This is a genomic window from Brevundimonas sp. (assembly GCF_027487935.1).
Classification (GTDB): Bacteria; Pseudomonadota; Alphaproteobacteria; order Caulobacterales; family Caulobacteraceae; genus Brevundimonas.
The window spans coordinates 23,931-41,905 of sequence record NZ_JAIYCP010000010.1; the positions used below are offsets into that span (position 1 = coordinate 23,931).

Sequence of the window (17,975 nt, forward strand, 5' to 3'; positions counted from 1 at the left end):
TCTAGCCTCAACCGTGGCCACTAGCCACTAACCACTGATCACTCAGCAGACCTGCCCCGCCGCCCAGCCCGACGACCAGGCCCACTGGAAATTATAGCCGCCGAGCCAGCCGGTGATGTCGGCGGCCTCGCCGATGACATAGAGGCCCGGCACCGAGGTCGCGGCCATGGTCTGCTGGTCGAGCTGGTCGGTGGCGATGCCACCGAGCGTCACCTCGGCGGTGCGGTAGCCTTCGGAGCCGACGGGCTTGACGGTCCAGCCGTTCACGGCGGCGTCGAGGCGGCGCAGGGTCTTGTCGCCGACCTCGGCCAGCTTGCCCTTGACGTCTTCGCGGTCGCAGACGCTTTCGGCGAGGCGGCGGGGGATCAGATGGCCCAGGGCCGTGTGGACCATCTGTTTGCCGTTCTCGTCCTTGGCGGCCTTGAGGCGGGTGTAGAGGTCCTCGCCCGGGGCCATGGCGACGGTGATGGCCTCGCCCTCGCGCCAGTAGCTGGAAATCTGGAGGATGGCGGGGCCCGAAAGGCCGCGATGCGTGAACAGCATGGCCTCATTGAAGGTTGGCCTATCGCCCGGAGCCTGTCCTCGGGCCGACCTTTGGTCGGACCCGGGGGGGCTACTTGAGGCCGGGACGGCGGTGACGCTGACATCCACGGCGACCCCGGCCAGCGGCGTCGTCTGTTCCAGCAGGCCGGCCTCGAAGGTCAGGGGGACCAGGGCCGGGCGGGTGTCGGTGACGCGCAGGCCGAATTGGCGGGCGGTGTCATAGGCCCAGCCGGTGGCCCCCATCTTGGGGATCGACTTGCCGCCGGTGGCCAGGACCAGCGAGCGGCAGCGGACCACAGAGCCGTCCGACAGGGCAGCCTCGAACCCGTCAGCGACCCGGTCGACCCGCTCGACCGAGACGCCCAGCGACAGGACCGCGCCTGCCGCCCGCAGGTCGTCGGTGAGCATGCGGATGATCTGTCTGGCGCTGTCGTCACAGAACAACTGACCCAGGGTCTTTTCGTGCCAGGCGATGCCGGCGCGGTCGACGCGTTTGACGAAGTCGTGCTGGGTGAACCGCTTCAGGGCCGAGGTGGCGAACCGCGGATTCTCGCCGAGGAAATTGGCGGGGCTGGTTCCGGTATTGGTGAAATTGCAGCGCCCGCCGCCGGAGATGCGGATCTTCTCGCCCGGCGCCCGGGCGTGGTCGAGGAGGCGCACGGAGCGCCCGCGCCGCCCGGCCTCACCGGCGCACATCATCCCGGCCGCGCCGGCGCCGACGATCAGGACATCCACAGTCTGGGGGGTCATGGCGAGGGGCTTAGCACGGGCGGCGCCCGGGGCGGGAATACACTGTGACGCGCAGAAAAAGTTGAGGCGGTTTCGGGCGCGCGTTCGGGCAGCGTCAATAGGCTGACATTCCGCGTCGGCCTGGGGCGGTCGGGCGGGGTTTGGGGGTGGCGATGTCAAAGACCCTTGAGGCGGGGCGGGCCTTTGGCCGCCTCGCGCCGCATTATAGGTCGGTTTGGGGCAATGGTGGGTTGGCGGCGGTTTGTGGCGGCGGGTTGGTGCCGGAACCGGGGTCGAAAGGGCAGCTTCTGGGGTCGGGAGGGGGGTGATTATCGGGGGCGAGAATACACTGTTTGCGGCGCGCCCCCTCCGGCCCTTCGGGCCACCTCCCCCATGAAGGGGGAGGAGAACTTGTCATCCCGGACGCCGCGAAGCGGCGATCCGGGACGGTGGTGCCGCCAACCCCACGACCGTCCCGGAAGCGGCGCCCGCCGCTATCCGGGGCAAGGGTCCGGAGGACGCGCGGGTCGCCGCCCTGCTCCCGGCTCAGCCCTGCGGGCTGTCCGGGAGGACGGAAGGGGTGGCCTGTCCCGTCCCGGCTCTTCCCCCGGCTTTCGCCGGGGTTCGGCCGGGATGACAAGGAGGCCTGCATTCCTCCCCCGCCGGGGGAGGGGGAGGAGCGCATGCGATCCGACGACGGGACCATGCGGAGCATGGTGGAGGGGCCCTACCCCTCCGCTGTGGTCAAAAAGAACAAACCACGAACATTCCGGTTGACTCCGTCCCGCCGGATCGGCTGGATCATCCCGGGTCGGCGGTTTCAGAAACGAAGGACACAGATCATGCCGGTCGAAGACCGTATCGCCGCCCGCCTGCTGGAGGCCCTGGCCGGCCTCGACCTGACCAGCGCCGACGGCCGCGCCGGCATCCACACCCTGCTGTCCGAGATCGAACGCGCCTGCCCCGGCGTCCTGCTGCAGCAGGCGGCGCGGATGGAGCTGCGGGCGGTGGGGTGGCCGCGCCCGGGCACCGACCGATAAGCCCCCCGCGCCCCGCCAGCCCCCCGAACGCCCGTCAGCTTCGCGAAAGCTTGTCATCCCCGCGAAAGCGGGGACGCGCCACGACCTTTCGCCGCAAACGCACCTCTTCACAACCGGGAGTAAATCGCGCGATCATACGGCCATGCTTGTCTATATCGACGAAAGCGGAGACGCAGGCTTCAAGGTCGACCAGGGCAGTTCCCCGGTGTTCGTCGCCGCCATGGTGATCTTCGACGACGCCGAGGACGCGGCGCTGACGCGTGACCTGATCAAGGGATCCGCCGCCCGCCAGTTGCACAGGGGCGAGTTCAAATTCAGCAAGAGCCGGGACGAGGTGCGGGACCGCTTCTTCCGCTCGGTCGCCGCTGCGCCCTTCCGTGTCCGTGCCATCGTGGTCGAGAAGGCGGTGATCCGCTCCGCCCATCTGCAGACCGACAAGGAGAGCTTCTACGAATTCTTCGTCAAACAGATGCTGCGGCATGACAACGGCCGCCTGGACAACGCCAAGGTCATCATCGACGGTTCCGGCGACCGGGACTTCCGACAGAAGCTGTCGACGGCCATTCGCCGCAAGGTGCGCGAGGGCGCCGTGCGGGATTGCCGGTTCTCGGATTCAAGGACCGACCCGCTGATCCAGCTGGCCGACATGTGCGCCGGGGCGATCGCGCGGTCTTTTCGCGCCGACCGCCGGGACGCCCATCGCTGGCGCGACATGCTGCGCCCGCGCATCGACGACGTTTGGCGGTTTCAATGACTGAAGGGGTGCCTTCCCGGCCCCTAGTCCCGGCGGAACCGGGACACGCACGCCATACGGCGACAGTTCGGGACGCGGGAAGGACTTTGCCTGCTCAATATGAGTCGTATCGGTGAAAATTTCAACAAGGGGGCTGGTTTTTCACCGGAGCAGTCACCGGACCGGAACCGACCATTTTCCCGGCTCCGGCAAGATGGTCGCGATCATTGCGGTGGCCTCACCGAAATGATCGGTGAGGACCCTGTCGTCAGCCTCACCAAATTGGTCCACCCGCGCTCAAGCAGCGAGCGATAAGACCCTCGCGCCCCGTCATCCCTGCGAACGCTTGTCATCCCCGCGAAAGCGGGGACGCGCCACGACCTGCCGCCGGATGGGCTGCCCGGGCCGGGTCACCTTCTGGGTGCGGCCGCATGGGGCGAGCGGGGATGTGGCGATGACGTGAGGGGGGCTTGGAACGGTGATAGAAAAGCATTGCTCGACACCACTCGGGATTGAGGCCATGTCATTCTGAGGTCCGGTGAGTTCCCGACCATGGAGGGGGCTCCCCAGAATGAAACACGCTGTTGCAGCGGCCGTTTGCGCCGCCATGTCCGTATCTGCCTGCGCGTCGACCTATACGTCCACGCCACGCCCGACCGCCGGTCAATCGATCCGCTATATTCAGGGGGTCGCCACGACCCAGGCAGAGGGCCGCAATGCCACGGTGCAGGTCACCTCGTTTGGCCCGAATGACAAGGGCCGGCTGATCTTCGCCGTAGCGGTGTTCAATCGCGGCGAGGCCGCCATGAATTTCGGCGTGGAGAACATCTCCGTCTCCGCGCTCGGTGCTCCCGTTCGTGTCTTCACCTATGCCGAGCTTGAGCGGATGGCCAAGAACGACGCGACCACTGCGCTCGTGCTGACAGCGCTGGCCGGCGGCGCCGCTGCCGCTGCTGCCTCTTCGGGACCGACCTATCGCAGCACGACCGTGACGCCCTACGGCACCTACAGCACCGTCGCGACGAACTATGCCGCACAGGCTGTCGCCAGCTCGGTCGCGGTGGCCAGCACGGCCAACCAGATGAACAACATCAGCGCCAATCTGGACAGCACCCTGTCCTCGCTGAGCGGCAGCGTGTTGCAGACCACGACCATCGACCCGGAAACCTCGTTCGGTGGGCAGGTAATCTCAGATCGGGTCGCCTTCCCAGAAGCCGGTGCCCTTCCCACCAACTTCATCGTGGTCGTGGGCGACGAGACATTCGACTTCGCCTTCGACATCGCCAAGGACTAGCGACCGATCGGCTGACTCCCGGGCCCGCGAACGCGGCCCGGGCTTCGTCCTGTGTGGCCTCGCCACGACCTGCCGGAGAATGGGCTGCCTGGGGCGGGTCATCTTCTGGGTGCGGCCGCATGGGGCGAGCGGGGATGTGGCGATGACGTGAGGGGGGCTTGACCGCGCCTCACAAACTAAACACCAGAGCTCATCTTATTCCGAGCCGTTAGAAAAACGAGCCACTCTTTGCAGTAAATCTTCATAGTTTCTAGGCAAAGCGAGCGCATTACTATTGATATCTATATTTTGTTGTATTTTAAGCAAAACCAACGAAATTTTGTCGTTAGCATTTGCGGAATTAACGAGATCTCTTTGGCTCAATCCAACTTTACCAGACAAATCAAGAAAGGCAGACTCCATGCTAACGGTTGAAAGAGTCTGATTGTTCCAATCCTCAAACGCGTAATTCCACGAGGGTGCAGTCTCGATTTTTGGAGTCTGGCCAAATTTCATTCCCTTGACCTTCCTGATTATCATGGGAAGTAGGTATGGCATCAGTAGTTCGCTGTCTTTTGTTACAGCGACGCAGGTTTGAATTATATCCATGATGGAAAACGCATCACGAGCAGTCATGCCGTAAGCACGCATGTATCTCGCTATCATTTCACTTGCTGGAAGAATTTCGAGAGTACGATCGGTCTTGGCAACCGCCGGGAATATCAGTCGACTTTCTGAGATTGCATGCTGATTAAGCAAATGCCTTACGAGCGGTTCCAAATCGGGAAATCTTAGGCTATACTGTCGATTAACAAACCGACGTAGGTATCCTTGACCGTCAAAATCAGGACCATAAGCGCCAGATACAGATCGGCTCAATTGTTCAGAGTGCATTCCAAGGACGAATACGATACCCGTAACATCAAATAGATGCTTCGTTTCTTCAAGTAATTTGATCGCATAAGTAGGTCTACACCGGTCAAGCTCATCAATGATTACGACCACTGGTGTTGCTATGTCCCCGACGGGTAGAGCCTCTACCAAATCGCTCAAGCTCTTCTTCAACTCGGTGATCGCTAGCTGTCCGGCCTCGAAAGTGGCAATTCTTTCAGCCATAAGTTCGCCAGCTTTCCGTTTGGAGACGGCATCTACGGCGTCGTCTGCCGCACCTTTCCCAGCATCCTTGAGGGCGTCATCGAGTGCGGCGTCTTTGGCTTCCGGCAAATCACCTAAGGCCGCGTCTGCAAGGTCCACAGCGGCCGATGTGATAACGAGCCCAAGCCCCTTCTTCAGAAGTCCCTTAGCGACGATCTTGGCGACTTCGCCTGTTTTTGATGCGACGGCTTTCCACTGTTGTTCTAGTTTGGGCTCCTTTCTCACCAAAGGCGCGATAGCCTTTTTGAGCGTCGCCGTAATCGCGGTCAGTGGCTCGTTTGCCAAATCGTCTGACCATGCATCAACAAATGCGACTGGATGAGTAAGTTCTAGATGCTCGGCCAAACGGCGTAGAAAATAGCTCTTCCCTATGCCGTAGTCGGCATCAACCGAGATAGTGTAGCCTCTGCAATCTTCGCGCAGAGAGGGGCGACTTCCGACGCTTTCGATGTAGTCAATCAGCAACTCGGCATCACCACGTCGGCCAAAGAGATCGCCTTCCCAAATTTGATCTGGAGTTTTGGCTGGAGGATTCGGATGGTTCATTCGGTCAGGTTGGCATCCTTGAAGCCGATTATCCACCACTGCGTGTAGTAGTTTGCTGCACCACAAGGGATTTTGGCCGAGGCTCTTGACACCCCCCCTCAGATCAGTGCGCCTCATCCCAGTTCCCCGCCGCCCGCGCCTCCACCACCAGCGGCACCGTCAGGGCCACGGCCGGTTCCGCGGCCCCCTCCATCGTCCGCTTGATCACCGCAATCGCGCGGTCGGCCTCGGCTTCCGGAGCCTCGAAGACCAGTTCGTCGTGGACCTGGAGCAGCATCCTTGTTGCCCCATCCTCCCTGACCAGCCCGGCGTCCGTCAGCGCGCCCGGCATCCGCATCATGGCGCGGCGGATGATGTCGGCGGCGGCGCCCTGGATGGGGGCGTTGATGGCGGCGCGTTCGCCGAACTGGCGCTCGGCGCCGGACCTGGAATGGATGGCGGGGATGTGGATGCGGCGGCCGAAGACGGTGCTGACCATGCCGGTCTCGCGCACCTGGGCCTTGGTGGCGTCCATATAGGTGCGGATGCCGGGGAAGCGTTCGAAATAGGTCTTGATATAGTCGCCGGCCTCGCCCTGGCCGATGTTCAGCTGGGCGGCGAGGCCGAAGGCGCTGATGCCGTAGACGATGCCGAAATTGATCGCCTTGGCGCGGCGGCGGGTCTCGGGGTCCATCTGGTCGACGGGGACGCCGAACATCTCGCTGGCCGTGGCGGTGTGGATGTCGATGCCGGCGGCGAAGGCGCGCTTGAGCTCGGGGATGTCGCCGATATGGGCCAGCAGGCGCAGCTCGATCTGGCTGTAGTCGGCGCTGATCAGCACATGGCCGGGGGCGGCGATGAAGGCCTGGCGGATCTGGCGGCCGGTCTCGGTGCGGATCGGGATGTTCTGGAGGTTGGGGTCGGAGGAGGCGAGGCGGCCGGTGGTGGCGGCGGCGAGCTGATAGGAGGTGTGGACGCGGTCGGTGGCGGGGTCGAGCGCCTCGATCAGGGCGTCGGTATAGGTGCCCTTGAGCTTGGCCAGCTGGCGCCAGTCGAGCAGGACGCGGGGCAGGTCGTGGGTGGGGGCGAGGGTCTCCAGGGTGGCGGCGCCGGTTTCCCACTGGCCGGATGCGGTCTTCTTGCCGCCGGGCAGGTTGAGCTCGCCGAACAGGATGTCGCCGATCTGTTTGGGGCTGCCGATGTTGAAGGGGCGGCCGGCGATCTGATGGGCCTGGGCCTCCAGCTCGGCCATGCGCAGGCCGAACTCGGACGACAGGCGCTTGAGGCGGTCGGGGTCGACGCGGATGCCGGCCTGTTCCATGGCGGCGAGGACGGCGGGCATGCCGCGCTCCAGCGTCTCATAGACGGTCATAAGGCGGTCCCCGGCCAGGCGCGGCTTGAGGATGTGCCAGAGGCGCAGGGTGACGTCGGCATCCTCGGCGGCATAGGCGGTGGCCGGTTTCAGGGCGACGTGTTTGAAGCTCTTCTGCGCCTTGCCGGTGCCCGCGACCGCCTTGAACGGAATGGGGTCGTGGCCGAGGTGGAGGCGGGACAGCTCGTCCATGCCGTGGCCGTGCAGCCCGCCCTCCAGCACGTAGGAGATCAGCATGGTGTCGTCGATCGGGGCCACGCGGATGCCGCGCCGGGCCATGACGGCGAGGTCGTATTTGCCGTTCTGGGTGACCTTGAGGACGGCGGGGTCTTCCAGCAGGGGTTTGAGCCGGGCCAGCGCCGTGGCCTTGTCGATCTGGATCAGGGGCTCGCGGGTGTCGGCCTCGCCGCCGAAATCGAGGCCGCCGGCGCCGGCCAGGGGCTCGGCCTCATGGGCCAGGGGGATGTAGCAGGCGTCATTGGGGCCGATGGCCAGGGAGATGCCGCACAGGCCGGCGTGGGTGGCGCTGAGGGCGTCGGTCTCGGTGTCGAAGCCGATGACGCCGGCCGCCGTGGCGCGGGCGATGAAGGCGTCGAGGTCTTCGAGGGTCTGGATACAGCGGTAGGCCTCGGTGTCGAAGCCCGGATCGCCAATGGGCGCCACGGCCGGGCCCTCGACGACCTGGCCGTAGCGGGGGGTGGCGACGGGCGCGCCAAGGGGGGCTGAGGGGGCTTTCGGTCGGGCGACGAAGGCGGTGCCGTTGGTGGCCGGGGCCTTGCCGTCGCCGACCCGGGCCCGCAGGGAGCGGAACTCCATCCGGTCGAGGAAATCGGCCAGGGCCTCCGGGTCGGGGTCGCGGACGGCGAAGTCGGAGATGGGTTCGGGCGCGGGGGCCTCGCAGTCGAGGGTGACGAGGCGGCGCGACAGGCGGATCTGGTCGGCGAATTCGATCAGGGTCTCGCGGCGTTTGGGCTGTTTGATCTCATGGGCGCGGGCCAGCAGGGTGTCGAGGTCGCCATATTCCTCGATCAGCTGGGCGGCGGTCTTGGGACCGATGCCGGGGGCGCCGGGGACGTTGTCGGTGCTGTCGCCGATCAGGGCCTGGACCTCGACGACCTTGTCGGGGGTGACGCCGAATTTCTCGAACACGGCCTCTTCGGCGAGGCGGCGCTCCTTCATCGGGTCCCACATGACGACCGAGGGGCCGATCAGCTGCATCAGGTCCTTGTCGGAGGAGACGATGACCGCCTCGCCGCCGGCGTCGCGGGCGCGGCAGGCATAGGTGGCGATCAGGTCGTCGGCCTCCCAGCCGGCCAGTTCGACACCGTGGATCCCGAAGGCGGCGGTGGCCTCGCGGACCAGGGGGAACTGGGGGATCAGATCCTCGGGCGTGGCCGAGCGGTTGGCCTTGTAGAGGTCGTACATCTCATTGCGGAAGGTCTTGTCCGAATGGTCGAAGACGGCGACCAGATGGGTCGGGCCGTCCTCGCCCTTCATGTCGCGAATGAGCTTCCACAGCATGTTGCAATAGCCCTGGACGGCGCCGACGGGCAGGCCGTCGGACTTGCGCGTCAGGGGCGGCAGGGCGTGGTAGGCGCGGAAGATATAGGCCGAGGCGTCGATCATCCACAGCCGGACGGGGGCACCGTCGGGGGCGGCGGGCGTGGCGGAATCGGGGGCTGTCTCGGTCATCGGGCGAGCATAGGGGGGTGGACCGCCGCCGTCACCGGCTGAGCGTCAGTAGAACGAGGTCACCGGACAGGGCTCAACGAGCCGCCATTGCCCTCCTTCGCGCCGAAGCCGGCAGGACCGCCCCCAGCTATGGATTCCGTTCCAGTACAAGACCTTGACCTGCCGCTGATCGCCCAAGCCCCAGGGGCGGTCGAACCTGACAAGTGGCGTCAAGGCTTCGATTTCCTGCAAGGCCAGCACTTCAACCTCAAGGCCGAGCGAAGGCCAATCACACCGCGGGACATAGCCGGCCCGGTCTATCGGCATGGGCCGGTCAATGCCGAACTCGTACTGTGCCTTCGCGACCTCGGCGATCAGAATGCAGTTGAGCGGCTGTGACGGTGCCCCAACCGGCAAGGGCTCCGAAGGCGAGGTCGCGCAGGACGAAAGTGCCAGTGTAACGCCCAATGCAGCGATGACTGACCTTCTCATCGCTGGCCTACCCGCCCCTGAGGCCGGTGATCGTCCGGCCGGGGGCGATGTCCTCGGCCGAGGTGATCAGGTGGACGAGGGCGGGGCGGCCGGCGCTGCGGGCGGCCTTGAGGGCGGCGGGGAAGTCGGCGGTGGTCTCGCAGCGGATGCCGAAGGCCCCGAAGGCCTCGGCATATTTGACGAAGTCGGGGTTCACCAGGTCGGTGGCCATGACCCGCTCAGCACCCGGATAGTGGCCTTCCTGGTGCATGCGAATGGTACCGTAGGTGCCGTTGTCGACGACCACGACCACGACATTTATGCCGTACTGGACCGCCGTGGCGATCTCCTGGCCGGTCATGAGGTAGTCGCCGTCGCCGGCGATGCAGATGACGTCGCGCTCGGGGTGGACCGACTTGGCGGCGATGGCGGCCGGATAGCCATAGCCCATGGCACCGGAGGTGGGGGCCAGCTGGGTGCGCCGGGCGCGGTGGCGGTGGAAGCGGTGCAGCCAGGCGGCGAAATTGCCGGCCCCGTTGGTGAGGATGGCGTCGGCGGGCAGGACCTCGGCCAGATGGCGGATGACCTCGCTCATATTGACCGCACCGGTGACGGTGACGGGCTGGATGAAGGCGCGGTAGTCGGCGTGAGCGGTGGCGGCCTCGGCGGTCCAGTCGCGGCCGGGATCGATGCCGGCGAGCGCCATTGCGGCGAGCGAGCAGTCGGCGGCGGCGCCCATCAGGGTCGGCCAGACGCGGCCCAGTTCCTCGGGCCCGGGGTGGATGTGGATCAGGACCTCGGCGGTCCGCGCCCGGGTCAGCAGGGTGTAGCCGAGGGTCGGATTCTCGCCCAGCCGGGCGCCGATGGTCAGGATCAGGTCGGCGTCCTTGACCCGCTGGACCAGTTTCGGGTTCGGCCCGAGGCCGAGGTCGCCGGCATAGTTGGGGCGGTCGTTGGAGATCAGGTCCTTGCGGCGGAACGACAGGGCGACCGGCAGGCCGATGCGCTCGGCCCAGTCGCCGATGGCGGTGGTGGCGGCGTCGGTCCAGCCGGAGCCGCCGAGCACCAGAAGCGGGCGTTCGGCCTTCGACAGGCGCGCGCGCACCTGTTCGACAAAGGCCGGGTCCAGTGCGGCCTTCGCCGGGGTCACCGGCCGGATCGGGGCCGGGCCGCCGTCGGCGTGGAGGATGTCCTCGGGCAGGGCGATGACCACGGGCCCCATCCGGCCCTGCAGGGCGGTGGCGAAGGCGCGCTCGACCACCTCGACGGTGCGTTCCGGGCTCTCCAGCTCGGTGGCCCATTTGGCCAGGCCGCCGAAGACCTCGCGATAGTCGACCTCCTGGAAGGCGCCGCGGCCGCGGTCGGTCAGGGCGATCTGGCCGACGAACAGGATCATCGGGGTGGAGTCCTGATGCGCCGTATGCACGCCGATGGCGGCATGGGTCGCGCCGGGGCCGCGGGTGACCATGCAGACGCCGGGCTTGCCGGTGAGTTTCCCGTAAGCCTCGGCCATATTGGCGGCGCCGGCCTCATGGCGGCAGGCGATGACCTGGATCCTGTCGCGCACATCGGCGAGGGCATCGAGGACGGCGAGATAGCTCTCGCCCGGGACGCAGAAGACGCGGTCGATGCCGTTCATGACGAGGGTGTCGACGATGCGGCGGGCGGCGGTGTTGGCGGGCTGGCTCATGAGGCGGGGGTTAGCAGATCAGACCCCGGCTTGGCCATGCGGGGGCTGTCGTGCCCGCTTTTCGGCGACAGCTGGTTCATCACAAAGGACACGAAGGGGGCACGAAGAACACGAAGGGGTCCGGGGGAGCGGCAACCCTGTCGCCGCAAGCGTCCCGAGGCGTGAGTGATCGAGGCCAGGGCCTCGATCGGATTTGTGCGGCGAATGCCGGGGCGGAGGAAGCCAGGACCCAGGTCGAACTTGTCATCCCGGCCGACGCGAAGCGGAGAGCCGGGACGGGCCAGCCCACTCCCCCCGCCTCCCGGACAGCCCGCAGGGCTGAGCCGGGAGCAGGGTGGCGGCCGGCGCGTGCTCCTGACCCTTGCCCCGGATAGCGGCTGGCGCCGCTTCCGGGACGGTCGTGGGGTGGAGCCGTGGTCCCGTCCCCGATCTCCGCTTCGCTCCGTCGGGGATGACAAGCGCCGAGCCCGATATCGATTGAGCTAGTAACGCACGCCCGTCAGATAGAGCCCCGTGGAGGGTGCCACCGGCCCGCAGGCGGCGCGGTCGCGGGCGGCGAGGGCGGTGGCGACGTCGTCGATGGTCCAGCGGCCCAGTCCGACCTCGGCGAGGGTGCCGGTCATGGAGCGGACCTGGCGGTGCAGGAAGCTGCGGGCCTCGAACACCAGATGCACCTCCTCGCCGACGCGCCGGACAGAGGCGACGTCGAGCGTCTTCTCCGGCGATTTCGACTGGCAGTTCACATCGCGGAAGGTGGTGAAGTCGTGCAGGCCGACGAGGACCTGGGCCGCCGCATGCATGGCGTCGGCGTCCATGGATTTGCGCATGTGCCAGACCCGGCCGGCATCGAGGGCGGGCGGACCGGGGCGGTTGAGGATGCGGTAGAGGTAGCGGCGGCCGGTCGCCGAGAAGCGGGCGTGCCAGTCGTCCTCGACGCCCTCGCAGTCCAGCACCGAGATCGCCTCGCCGACCAGATGGGCGTTGAGGGCGTTCATCACCGTCTGCGCCGGCCAGGCCTTTTCCAGATCGAGGCTGATGACCTGACCGGTGGCGTGGACGCCGGTGTCGGTGCGACCGGCGGCGGCGAGGCGCACGGCCTCGCCGCAGAAGGCGGTGATGGCGGCCTCGACGGAGCCCTGCACCGTCGGCTGGTCGGTCTGGGCCTGGAAGCCGTTATAGGCCGAGCCGTCGTATTCGAGGGTCAGTCGATACCTCGGCATCAGCCCAGCACCGTCCCCTGTGGCAGCGGGAAGCCGCGCAGCATCTCATCGGCCGACTGGGCCGCCTTGCCCGCCCGCTGGACCCGAAGCAGCCGCACCACGCCGTCGCCGGTTGCGATACGCAAGTCGCTGTCCAGGACCTCACCCGGCGAACCGTCACCCGCGCCGCGCAGCGATGGCCGCGACATCAGGACCTTGATCCGGACCGGGCCGTCCTCGCCGGGCACCTCGAACCAGGCGCCGGGGAAGGGTGACAGGCCGCGGATGTGGGCGTCGATGTCCGCCGCCGGGCGGGACCAGTCGATCCGGGCCTCGGCGGGGGTGATCTTCTTCGCATAGGTCGGCTCGCCGACCTGTTCCGTGCCCTCGACCCCGCCGCGCTCGATGGCGGCCAGGGCCCGGGGCCAGAGGGCGGCACCGATGTGCGACATGCGTTCGCCGAGGCTGGCGGCGGTGTCGTCGGGGCGGATATCGAGGATTTCCGAGAGCAGGATCGCGCCTTCGTCGAGGCCCTCGGACATCCGCATGATCTGGACGCCGGTCTGGCGGTCACCGGCCATGATGGCGCGCTGGATCGGGGCGGCGCCGCGCCAGCGGGGCAGCAGGGAGCCGTGCAGGTTGAAACAGCCGAGGCGGGGGGCGTCGAGCACCTCCGTCTTGAGGATCTGGCCGTAGGCGACGACGCAGGCGGCATCGACCTCGAGGGCCTGGAAGATCTCGATGGCCTCGGCCGACTTCATCGAGGCGGGGGTGAAGACCGGCAGGCCCATGGTCTCGGCAAAGGCCTGGACCGGCGACGGCGTCAGCTTCTGGCCGCGGCCGCGCGGCTTCGGCGGCTGGGAATAGACGGCCACGATCTCATGGCCCGAAGCGATGAGCTCGGCCAGGGACGGCACGGCGAATTCGGGGGTACCCATGAAGGCGAGGCGCATGCGCGCGCTTTGCCCTAAGCGCGGGGCGGGGACAAGGCGAGGGGCGGGAGGGGGCGGCTTTCAGGCGGGGCGCCGTCCCGGATCGCCGCTGCGCGGCGTCCGGGATGACAAGGCTCCGCAGACCCAGCGTGTCATCCCCGACGAAGCGAAGCGGAGATCGGGGACGGCGCGCCGTCCTCCCTGACCCCTCCCGGACAGCCCGAAGGGCTGAGCCGGGAGCCGGGTGGTGGCGACGCGACTTCATGACATCTGGCAGGGGCGTTCAGCCTCTTTCCCGCCTGTCCGGGGGGCCGCAGGCTGTCGCCCGGCTCAGCCCTGCGGGCTGTCCGGGCGTGGCCAAAGAGGGAGGCTCACTCCGTCCCCGATCTCCGCTTCGCTTCGTCGGGGATGACAAAGGAGCGATTTCCACTTCGCTCCGTCGGGGATGACAAAAGAGCGATCTCCACTTCGCTCCGTCCGGCATGACAAGGGCTCCCGCCGGCTCTACTCCCAGCGGGTGTAGACCCCGCCGCCCTCGTCCCATTCGCCGCCGGCGTCGAGGACGTCGTCGAAATCGAGCATCCGGTCCAGGATCACGCCGGCGATGACGCCGACGGCGGCCACGCCCAGCAGGACGGCGATACTGCCGATGCCGACCTTTTCATTGCGGGTCAGGCGGCGGCGACCCTGGGGGTCGATGATCCGGTCACGTCCGCGCTTCAGGCGTGTTGCGTTTCTGGCCATCAGGCAGCCATCCTTGCATTCTTCTTGACCTTGGCCACGGCGCGTTCGCGCTTCAGCCGGGACAGGTGGTCGATGAACAGGACCCCCTCGAGGTGGTCCATCTCGTGCTGGATACATACGGCATAGAGGCCCTCGGCCTCTTCCTCGACCGTCTCGCCGGCATAGTTCATGTAGCGCAGGCGGACCCGGGCGGGGCGTTCGACGCGGTCGAAAAACTCCGGCACCGACAGGCAGCCTTCCTCATAGGTGAACAGTTCGTCGGAGGCCCAAACGATCTCCGGATTGACGTAGTAACGCGGATTGCGGCGCGCGCGTTCCCATTTGGCCCGGTCCTCGTCCGACAGTTCGGCGGGGTCCTGATCGTCGGCGAGGCCGTCGCGATCATTGAGGTCCATGACGATGACCCGGCGCGTGTCGCCGATCTGGACGGCGGCCAGGCCGATGCCGGGCGCGTCGTACATGGTGTCGAGCATGTCATCCATCAGGGCCCGCAGCTCATCGGTCACCGGCCCTTCGACGGGGGTGGAGATCTGCTTCAGCACCGCCACGTCGGCGGCGTTGTCGATGGTGAGGATGCGACGGACGGCCATGCCCGCGAGGTAGGGGCGCGGAGGCCAAAGGTCAAGATTTCCCACTGTCGCAGTGGGTTATCCGGCGGCGTCCGGCAGCGGCCTCGGCTTGCGGTCATCGTCGATGGCCACATAGGTGAAGATGCCCTCGGTGACGCGCACGGAGGCGGCCTGGGCGTGGTCGCGGGGGCGTTTCCAGGCCTCGACATGGACCCGGATCGAGGTGCGGCCGGTCTTGAGCACACGGGCGTAGATCGAGACCTCGTCGCCGACCGCGACGGGCTGGTGGAAGACCATGCCGTCCAGCGCAATGGTCACGCAGCGGCCCCGGGCCAGTTCAAAGGCGGGGGTGGCCCCGGCCAGGTCCATATGGGCCAGCAGCCAGCCGCCGAAGATGTCGCCCTCGGGATTGGTGTCGGCGGGCATGGCGATGACGCGCCCGACGGGCTGGCCGGTTGGCACGGTCGGAAGGGCGTCGGTCACGCGCGGCTCCGGCAGGACAAGGGAAGATGGCGCACCCGACACGATTCGAACGTGTGACCTTTGCCTTCGGAGGGCAACGCTCTATCCAGCTGAGCTACGGGTGCGTCTGTCGGCCATGACGCCGGACGAAGGGCCTTACAGCAGGAGCGCGCTGCCCTCAATCCCGAATGCGCCCGCGGTCGTTCCAAGGTGCGGGCCGGACCGGTCGATTTGCAGGGTGCGGGACGCCGCGTCCCGGTCTAGCCTGTCTCCGCTTCGATGAGGGAGGTCCCGATGCGCGCCGTTCTGTTCAGCCTGTTGATGCTTGTGGGAGTCTCGGCCGCGGTGCCGGACGAGGCGAAGGCCGGCCCGCGCGACGGCGCGCCCGACAGTCTCAACGCCATCGCCGAATCCTATGTGATGCTGATCCTCGATATCGGCGAGCTCGAGCCGGGCTATGTGGACGCCTATTACGGCCCGGCCGAATGGCAGGTGGCGGCCCGGGCGGAGACCGAGACCCCGGCCCAGCTGATCCAGCGCGCCGGGGCCCTGACCGACCGGCTGGAGGATCTCGAGCGCAACGGCGGCATGGCGGGGGCGAGCCCGGCGGAGGTCCAGCGGCGCAAATATCTGGCCGCCCATGTCTCGGCGGCGGCGGCGCGGCTGCGGATGATCTCGGGCGAGGTGATGAGTTTCGCCGATGAGGCCGAGGCCCTGTTCGGCATCCGGCCCGAGCTGCCGCCGCTGGAGAGCTTTGATCCGGTGCTGGCAGAGATCGACGCCCTGCTGCCCGGCGAGGGGTCGCTGACCGACCGGGTGATCGCCTTTCGGGCCGATTTCGTCATTCCGAAGGACCGGCTGCAGCCGGTGATGGACGCCGCCATCGCCGAGTGCCGCCGCCGCACCGCCGTCCATATCGCCCTGCCCGCCCATGAGCGGTTCACCCTGAGCTTTGTCGGCGACAAGGTCTGGTCTGGCTACAACTACTATCTCGGGGACGCGGCCAGCCGGATCGAGATCAATTCCGACCTGCCGATCTATACCGAACGGGCCATCGATCTGGGCTGCCATGAGGGCTATCCCGGCCACCACGTCTACAACGCCCTGCTGGAACAGACCTTTGTGCGCGAGCGCGGCTGGGTGGAGATGAGCGTCTATCCGCTGTTCTCGCCCATGTCCTTCGTCGCCGAGGGCAGTGCCAACTACGGCATCGACCTGGCCTTTCCGGGCGATGAGGGCCTGGCCTATGAGCGGGATGTGCTGTTCCCGTTGGCGGGTCTCGACCCGTCCACGACCGAACGCAAGGCGCGGCTCGCAGGGCTGATGCGAAAGCTGGCGCGGGCGGAATACACGATCGCCGACGCCTATCTGGCCGGGCGGATCGACCGGGCCGAGGCGATCCGGCTGGTGATGCACTACAGCCTGTTCAGCGAGGCGCGGGCGACCCAGCGGGTGCGGTTCATCGACGTCAACCGCAGCTATGTCATCAACTACGGCCTCGGCCGCGACGTGGTCCAGGCCTGGGTCGAACGCCAGGGAGCGGATCACTGGCAGGGGATGGAGACCCTGCTGGCGAGTCAGATCCTGCCGGTGGATCTGGTGGAGTAGGGCTTGGGGCTTGGGGCTTAGGGCTTAGGGATTAGGGATTAGGGAGTAGGGAGTAGGGAGTAGGGAGTAGGGAGGATTTTTCGAGCTCTGCGTTTTCGCGCAAGCCCTAAGCCCTAAGCCCTAAGCCCTAAGCCCTGCGCCTCACTGCGCCAGCATGCCGCCGTCGATCTTGAACTCGGCACCGGTGACGAATTTGGATTCGTCGGCGGCGAGGTAGAGGACGCACCAGGCCACGTCGTCCGGTTCGCCGATCCGCTTCATGGGGATGCCGCGGCTGAGGCGTTCGTGGGCCTTGGCCTCGTCGCCGCCGGACAGGGCGATGAAGGGGTCGAGGATCGGGGTCTTGATGAAGACCGGATGGACCGAGTTGCAGCGCACGTTCCAGCCGCCCTTGGCGGCCTCGAGGGCGATGGTCTTGGTGTACATCCAGACCGCTGCCTTGGTGGCGTTATAGGCGCCCATGCCGGGGGCGGCGGCGAGGCCGGCCACCGAACTGATGTTGATGATCGAGGACCCTCCCGGTCCCTTGGCGGCTGAGGCCCGCAGGTGGGGCATGGCGTGTTTGCAGCCCAGCATGATGGACTCGATATTGACCGCCTGGACCCGACGCCAGTTCTCGAGCGTGTCGGTCTCGACGAATTTCAGGTCGCCGCCGATGCCGGCATTGTTGACCAGGATCGACAGCCCGCCCATGGCCGCCACGGCCTGGTCGATGACCGAGACCCATTCGGCCTCGTCGGTGACGTCGTGAGCGAAGGCGAAGGCCGCGCCCGGGACCTCGGCATTGATCGCCCCGGCCAGGGCCTGCGCCCCCGCCAGATTGACATCGGTGACCGCGACCTTCGCGCCCTCGCGTGCGAGCATCCAGGCCATGGCCTCGCCGAGCCCGCCTGCTGCGCCGGTGATCAGGGCCTGTTTGCCCGCGACCCGTCCTGCCTTGCCCGTCATCATTTCGCTCCCGTTGCCGCGGCCGCTTCATCGATGAAGCGGGCCATGCGGACATCTTTTTCTGTGACGCCACCGGCGTCGTGGGTGGTCAGAAGAACCTCGACCCGGTTGTAGACATTCGACCATTCCGGATGGTGGTCGACCTTGTCGGCCAGCAGGGCGACACGGGTCATGAAACCGAAGGCGGCGTTGAAATCCGTGAAGGTCAGGCTGCGGGTGATCGCGGGCCGGTCGCCCTCGTGCGCGCGCCAGAGCGGCAGGGCTTTCAGAGCTTCCGCAACGTCAATCCGGTCGGTCATGGCGTCCTCCTG

Annotated in this window: 16 protein-coding genes and 1 tRNA gene; 5 read left to right on the plus strand and 12 right to left on the minus strand. The window is 66.8% G+C overall.

Annotated elements, in window-relative coordinates; translation table 11 throughout:
• Nucleotides 1-42: 42 nt before the first annotated feature.
• On the minus strand, nt 43-1,293 hold the full coding sequence (locus Q0053_RS04095) for an NAD(P)/FAD-dependent oxidoreductase (RefSeq protein WP_298096409.1): 1,251 nt from the start codon (nt 1,291-1,293) through the stop codon (nt 43-45).
• 821 nt (nt 1,294-2,114) lie between these two features.
• On the opposite strand from Q0053_RS04095, the gene Q0053_RS04100 reads away from it, so the two are divergent.
• The 3 genes from Q0053_RS04100 (at nt 2,115) to Q0053_RS04110 (ending at nt 4,339) form a co-directional block, all read left to right on the plus strand.
• Nucleotides 2,115-2,312 carry a hypothetical protein gene (locus tag Q0053_RS04100; RefSeq protein WP_298096412.1) on the plus strand — a complete coding sequence of 66 codons (198 nt, stop codon included), beginning with the start codon at nt 2,115-2,117 and terminating at the stop codon, nt 2,310-2,312.
• A gap of 142 nt (nt 2,313-2,454) precedes the next feature.
• Nucleotides 2,455-3,066, plus strand: a complete 612-nt coding sequence (locus tag Q0053_RS04105) for a DUF3800 domain-containing protein (RefSeq protein ID WP_298096414.1) — start codon at nt 2,455-2,457, stop codon at nt 3,064-3,066.
• 550 nt (nt 3,067-3,616) lie between these two features.
• Nucleotides 3,617-4,339, plus strand: coding sequence for a hypothetical protein (locus Q0053_RS04110; RefSeq protein WP_298096417.1), 723 nt, complete (start codon nt 3,617-3,619; stop codon nt 4,337-4,339).
• A 195-nt stretch (nt 4,340-4,534) separates the two neighbouring features.
• Here the strand turns inward: Q0053_RS04110 and Q0053_RS04115 are convergent, their stop codons facing one another.
• The gene (locus Q0053_RS04115) at nt 4,535-6,019 is read right to left on the minus strand and encodes a P-loop NTPase fold protein (RefSeq protein WP_298096421.1); all 1,485 of its coding nucleotides are present in this window, start codon (nt 6,017-6,019) and stop codon (nt 4,535-4,537) included.
• Nucleotides 6,020-6,122: 103 nt separating this feature from the next.
• Entirely contained in the window at nt 6,123-9,062 is a 2,940-nt protein-coding gene (polA, locus tag Q0053_RS04120) for a DNA polymerase I (protein ID WP_298096424.1), read from the minus strand.
• A 129-nt stretch (nt 9,063-9,191) separates the two neighbouring features.
• On the opposite strand from polA, the gene Q0053_RS04125 reads away from it, so the two are divergent.
• Nucleotides 9,192-9,440, plus strand: a complete 249-nt coding sequence (locus Q0053_RS04125; protein ID WP_298096429.1) for a hypothetical protein — start codon at nt 9,192-9,194, stop codon at nt 9,438-9,440.
• 100 nt (nt 9,441-9,540) lie between these two features.
• On the opposite strand, the gene Q0053_RS04130 is transcribed toward Q0053_RS04125, so the two are convergent.
• The 7 genes from Q0053_RS04130 to Q0053_RS04160 form a co-directional block, all read right to left on the minus strand.
• On the minus strand, nt 9,541-11,202 hold the full coding sequence (locus tag Q0053_RS04130; protein ID WP_298096432.1) for a thiamine pyrophosphate-dependent enzyme: 1,662 nt from the start codon (nt 11,200-11,202) through the stop codon (nt 9,541-9,543).
• A gap of 482 nt (nt 11,203-11,684) precedes the next feature.
• A complete protein-coding gene (truA, locus tag Q0053_RS04135) occupies nt 11,685-12,422 on the minus strand; it encodes a tRNA pseudouridine(38-40) synthase TruA (protein ID WP_298096435.1) in 738 nt (245 codons plus the stop codon).
• Nucleotides 12,422-13,354 (minus strand): methionyl-tRNA formyltransferase, encoded by a 933-nt coding sequence (fmt, locus tag Q0053_RS04140; protein WP_298096437.1) that lies wholly within the window; start codon nt 13,352-13,354, stop codon nt 12,422-12,424. Before fmt ends, truA begins: the two co-directional genes overlap by 1 nt.
• A 483-nt stretch (nt 13,355-13,837) precedes the next feature.
• On the minus strand, nt 13,838-14,077 hold the full coding sequence (locus Q0053_RS04145; protein WP_298096440.1) for a hypothetical protein: 240 nt from the start codon (nt 14,075-14,077) through the stop codon (nt 13,838-13,840).
• Nucleotides 14,077-14,667 (minus strand): peptide deformylase, encoded by a 591-nt coding sequence (locus Q0053_RS04150; protein WP_298096442.1) that lies wholly within the window; start codon nt 14,665-14,667, stop codon nt 14,077-14,079. Before Q0053_RS04150 ends, Q0053_RS04145 begins: the two co-directional genes overlap by 1 nt.
• A 57-nt stretch (nt 14,668-14,724) precedes the next feature.
• Nucleotides 14,725-15,072 (minus strand): acyl-CoA thioesterase, encoded by a 348-nt coding sequence (locus Q0053_RS04155; RefSeq protein ID WP_298096903.1) that lies wholly within the window; start codon nt 15,070-15,072, stop codon nt 14,725-14,727.
• Nucleotides 15,073-15,156: 84 nt separating this feature from the next.
• Nucleotides 15,157-15,233, minus strand: a tRNA-Arg gene (locus tag Q0053_RS04160).
• A 169-nt stretch (nt 15,234-15,402) separates the two neighbouring features.
• Between Q0053_RS04160 and Q0053_RS04165 the strand changes: the two genes are divergently transcribed.
• Nucleotides 15,403-16,716 carry a hypothetical protein gene (locus tag Q0053_RS04165; protein WP_298096444.1) on the plus strand — a complete coding sequence of 438 codons (1,314 nt, stop codon included), beginning with the start codon at nt 15,403-15,405 and terminating at the stop codon, nt 16,714-16,716.
• A gap of 141 nt (nt 16,717-16,857) precedes the next feature.
• Here Q0053_RS04165 and Q0053_RS04170 read toward each other — a convergent pair whose 3' ends face one another.
• Entirely contained in the window at nt 16,858-17,664 is an 807-nt protein-coding gene (locus Q0053_RS04170; protein WP_298096445.1) for an SDR family oxidoreductase, read from the minus strand.
• Entirely contained in the window at nt 17,664-17,963 is a 300-nt protein-coding gene (locus Q0053_RS04175) for a 4a-hydroxytetrahydrobiopterin dehydratase (protein WP_298096450.1), read from the minus strand. Before Q0053_RS04175 ends, Q0053_RS04170 begins: the two co-directional genes overlap by 1 nt.
• Nucleotides 17,964-17,975 lie beyond the last annotated feature (12 nt).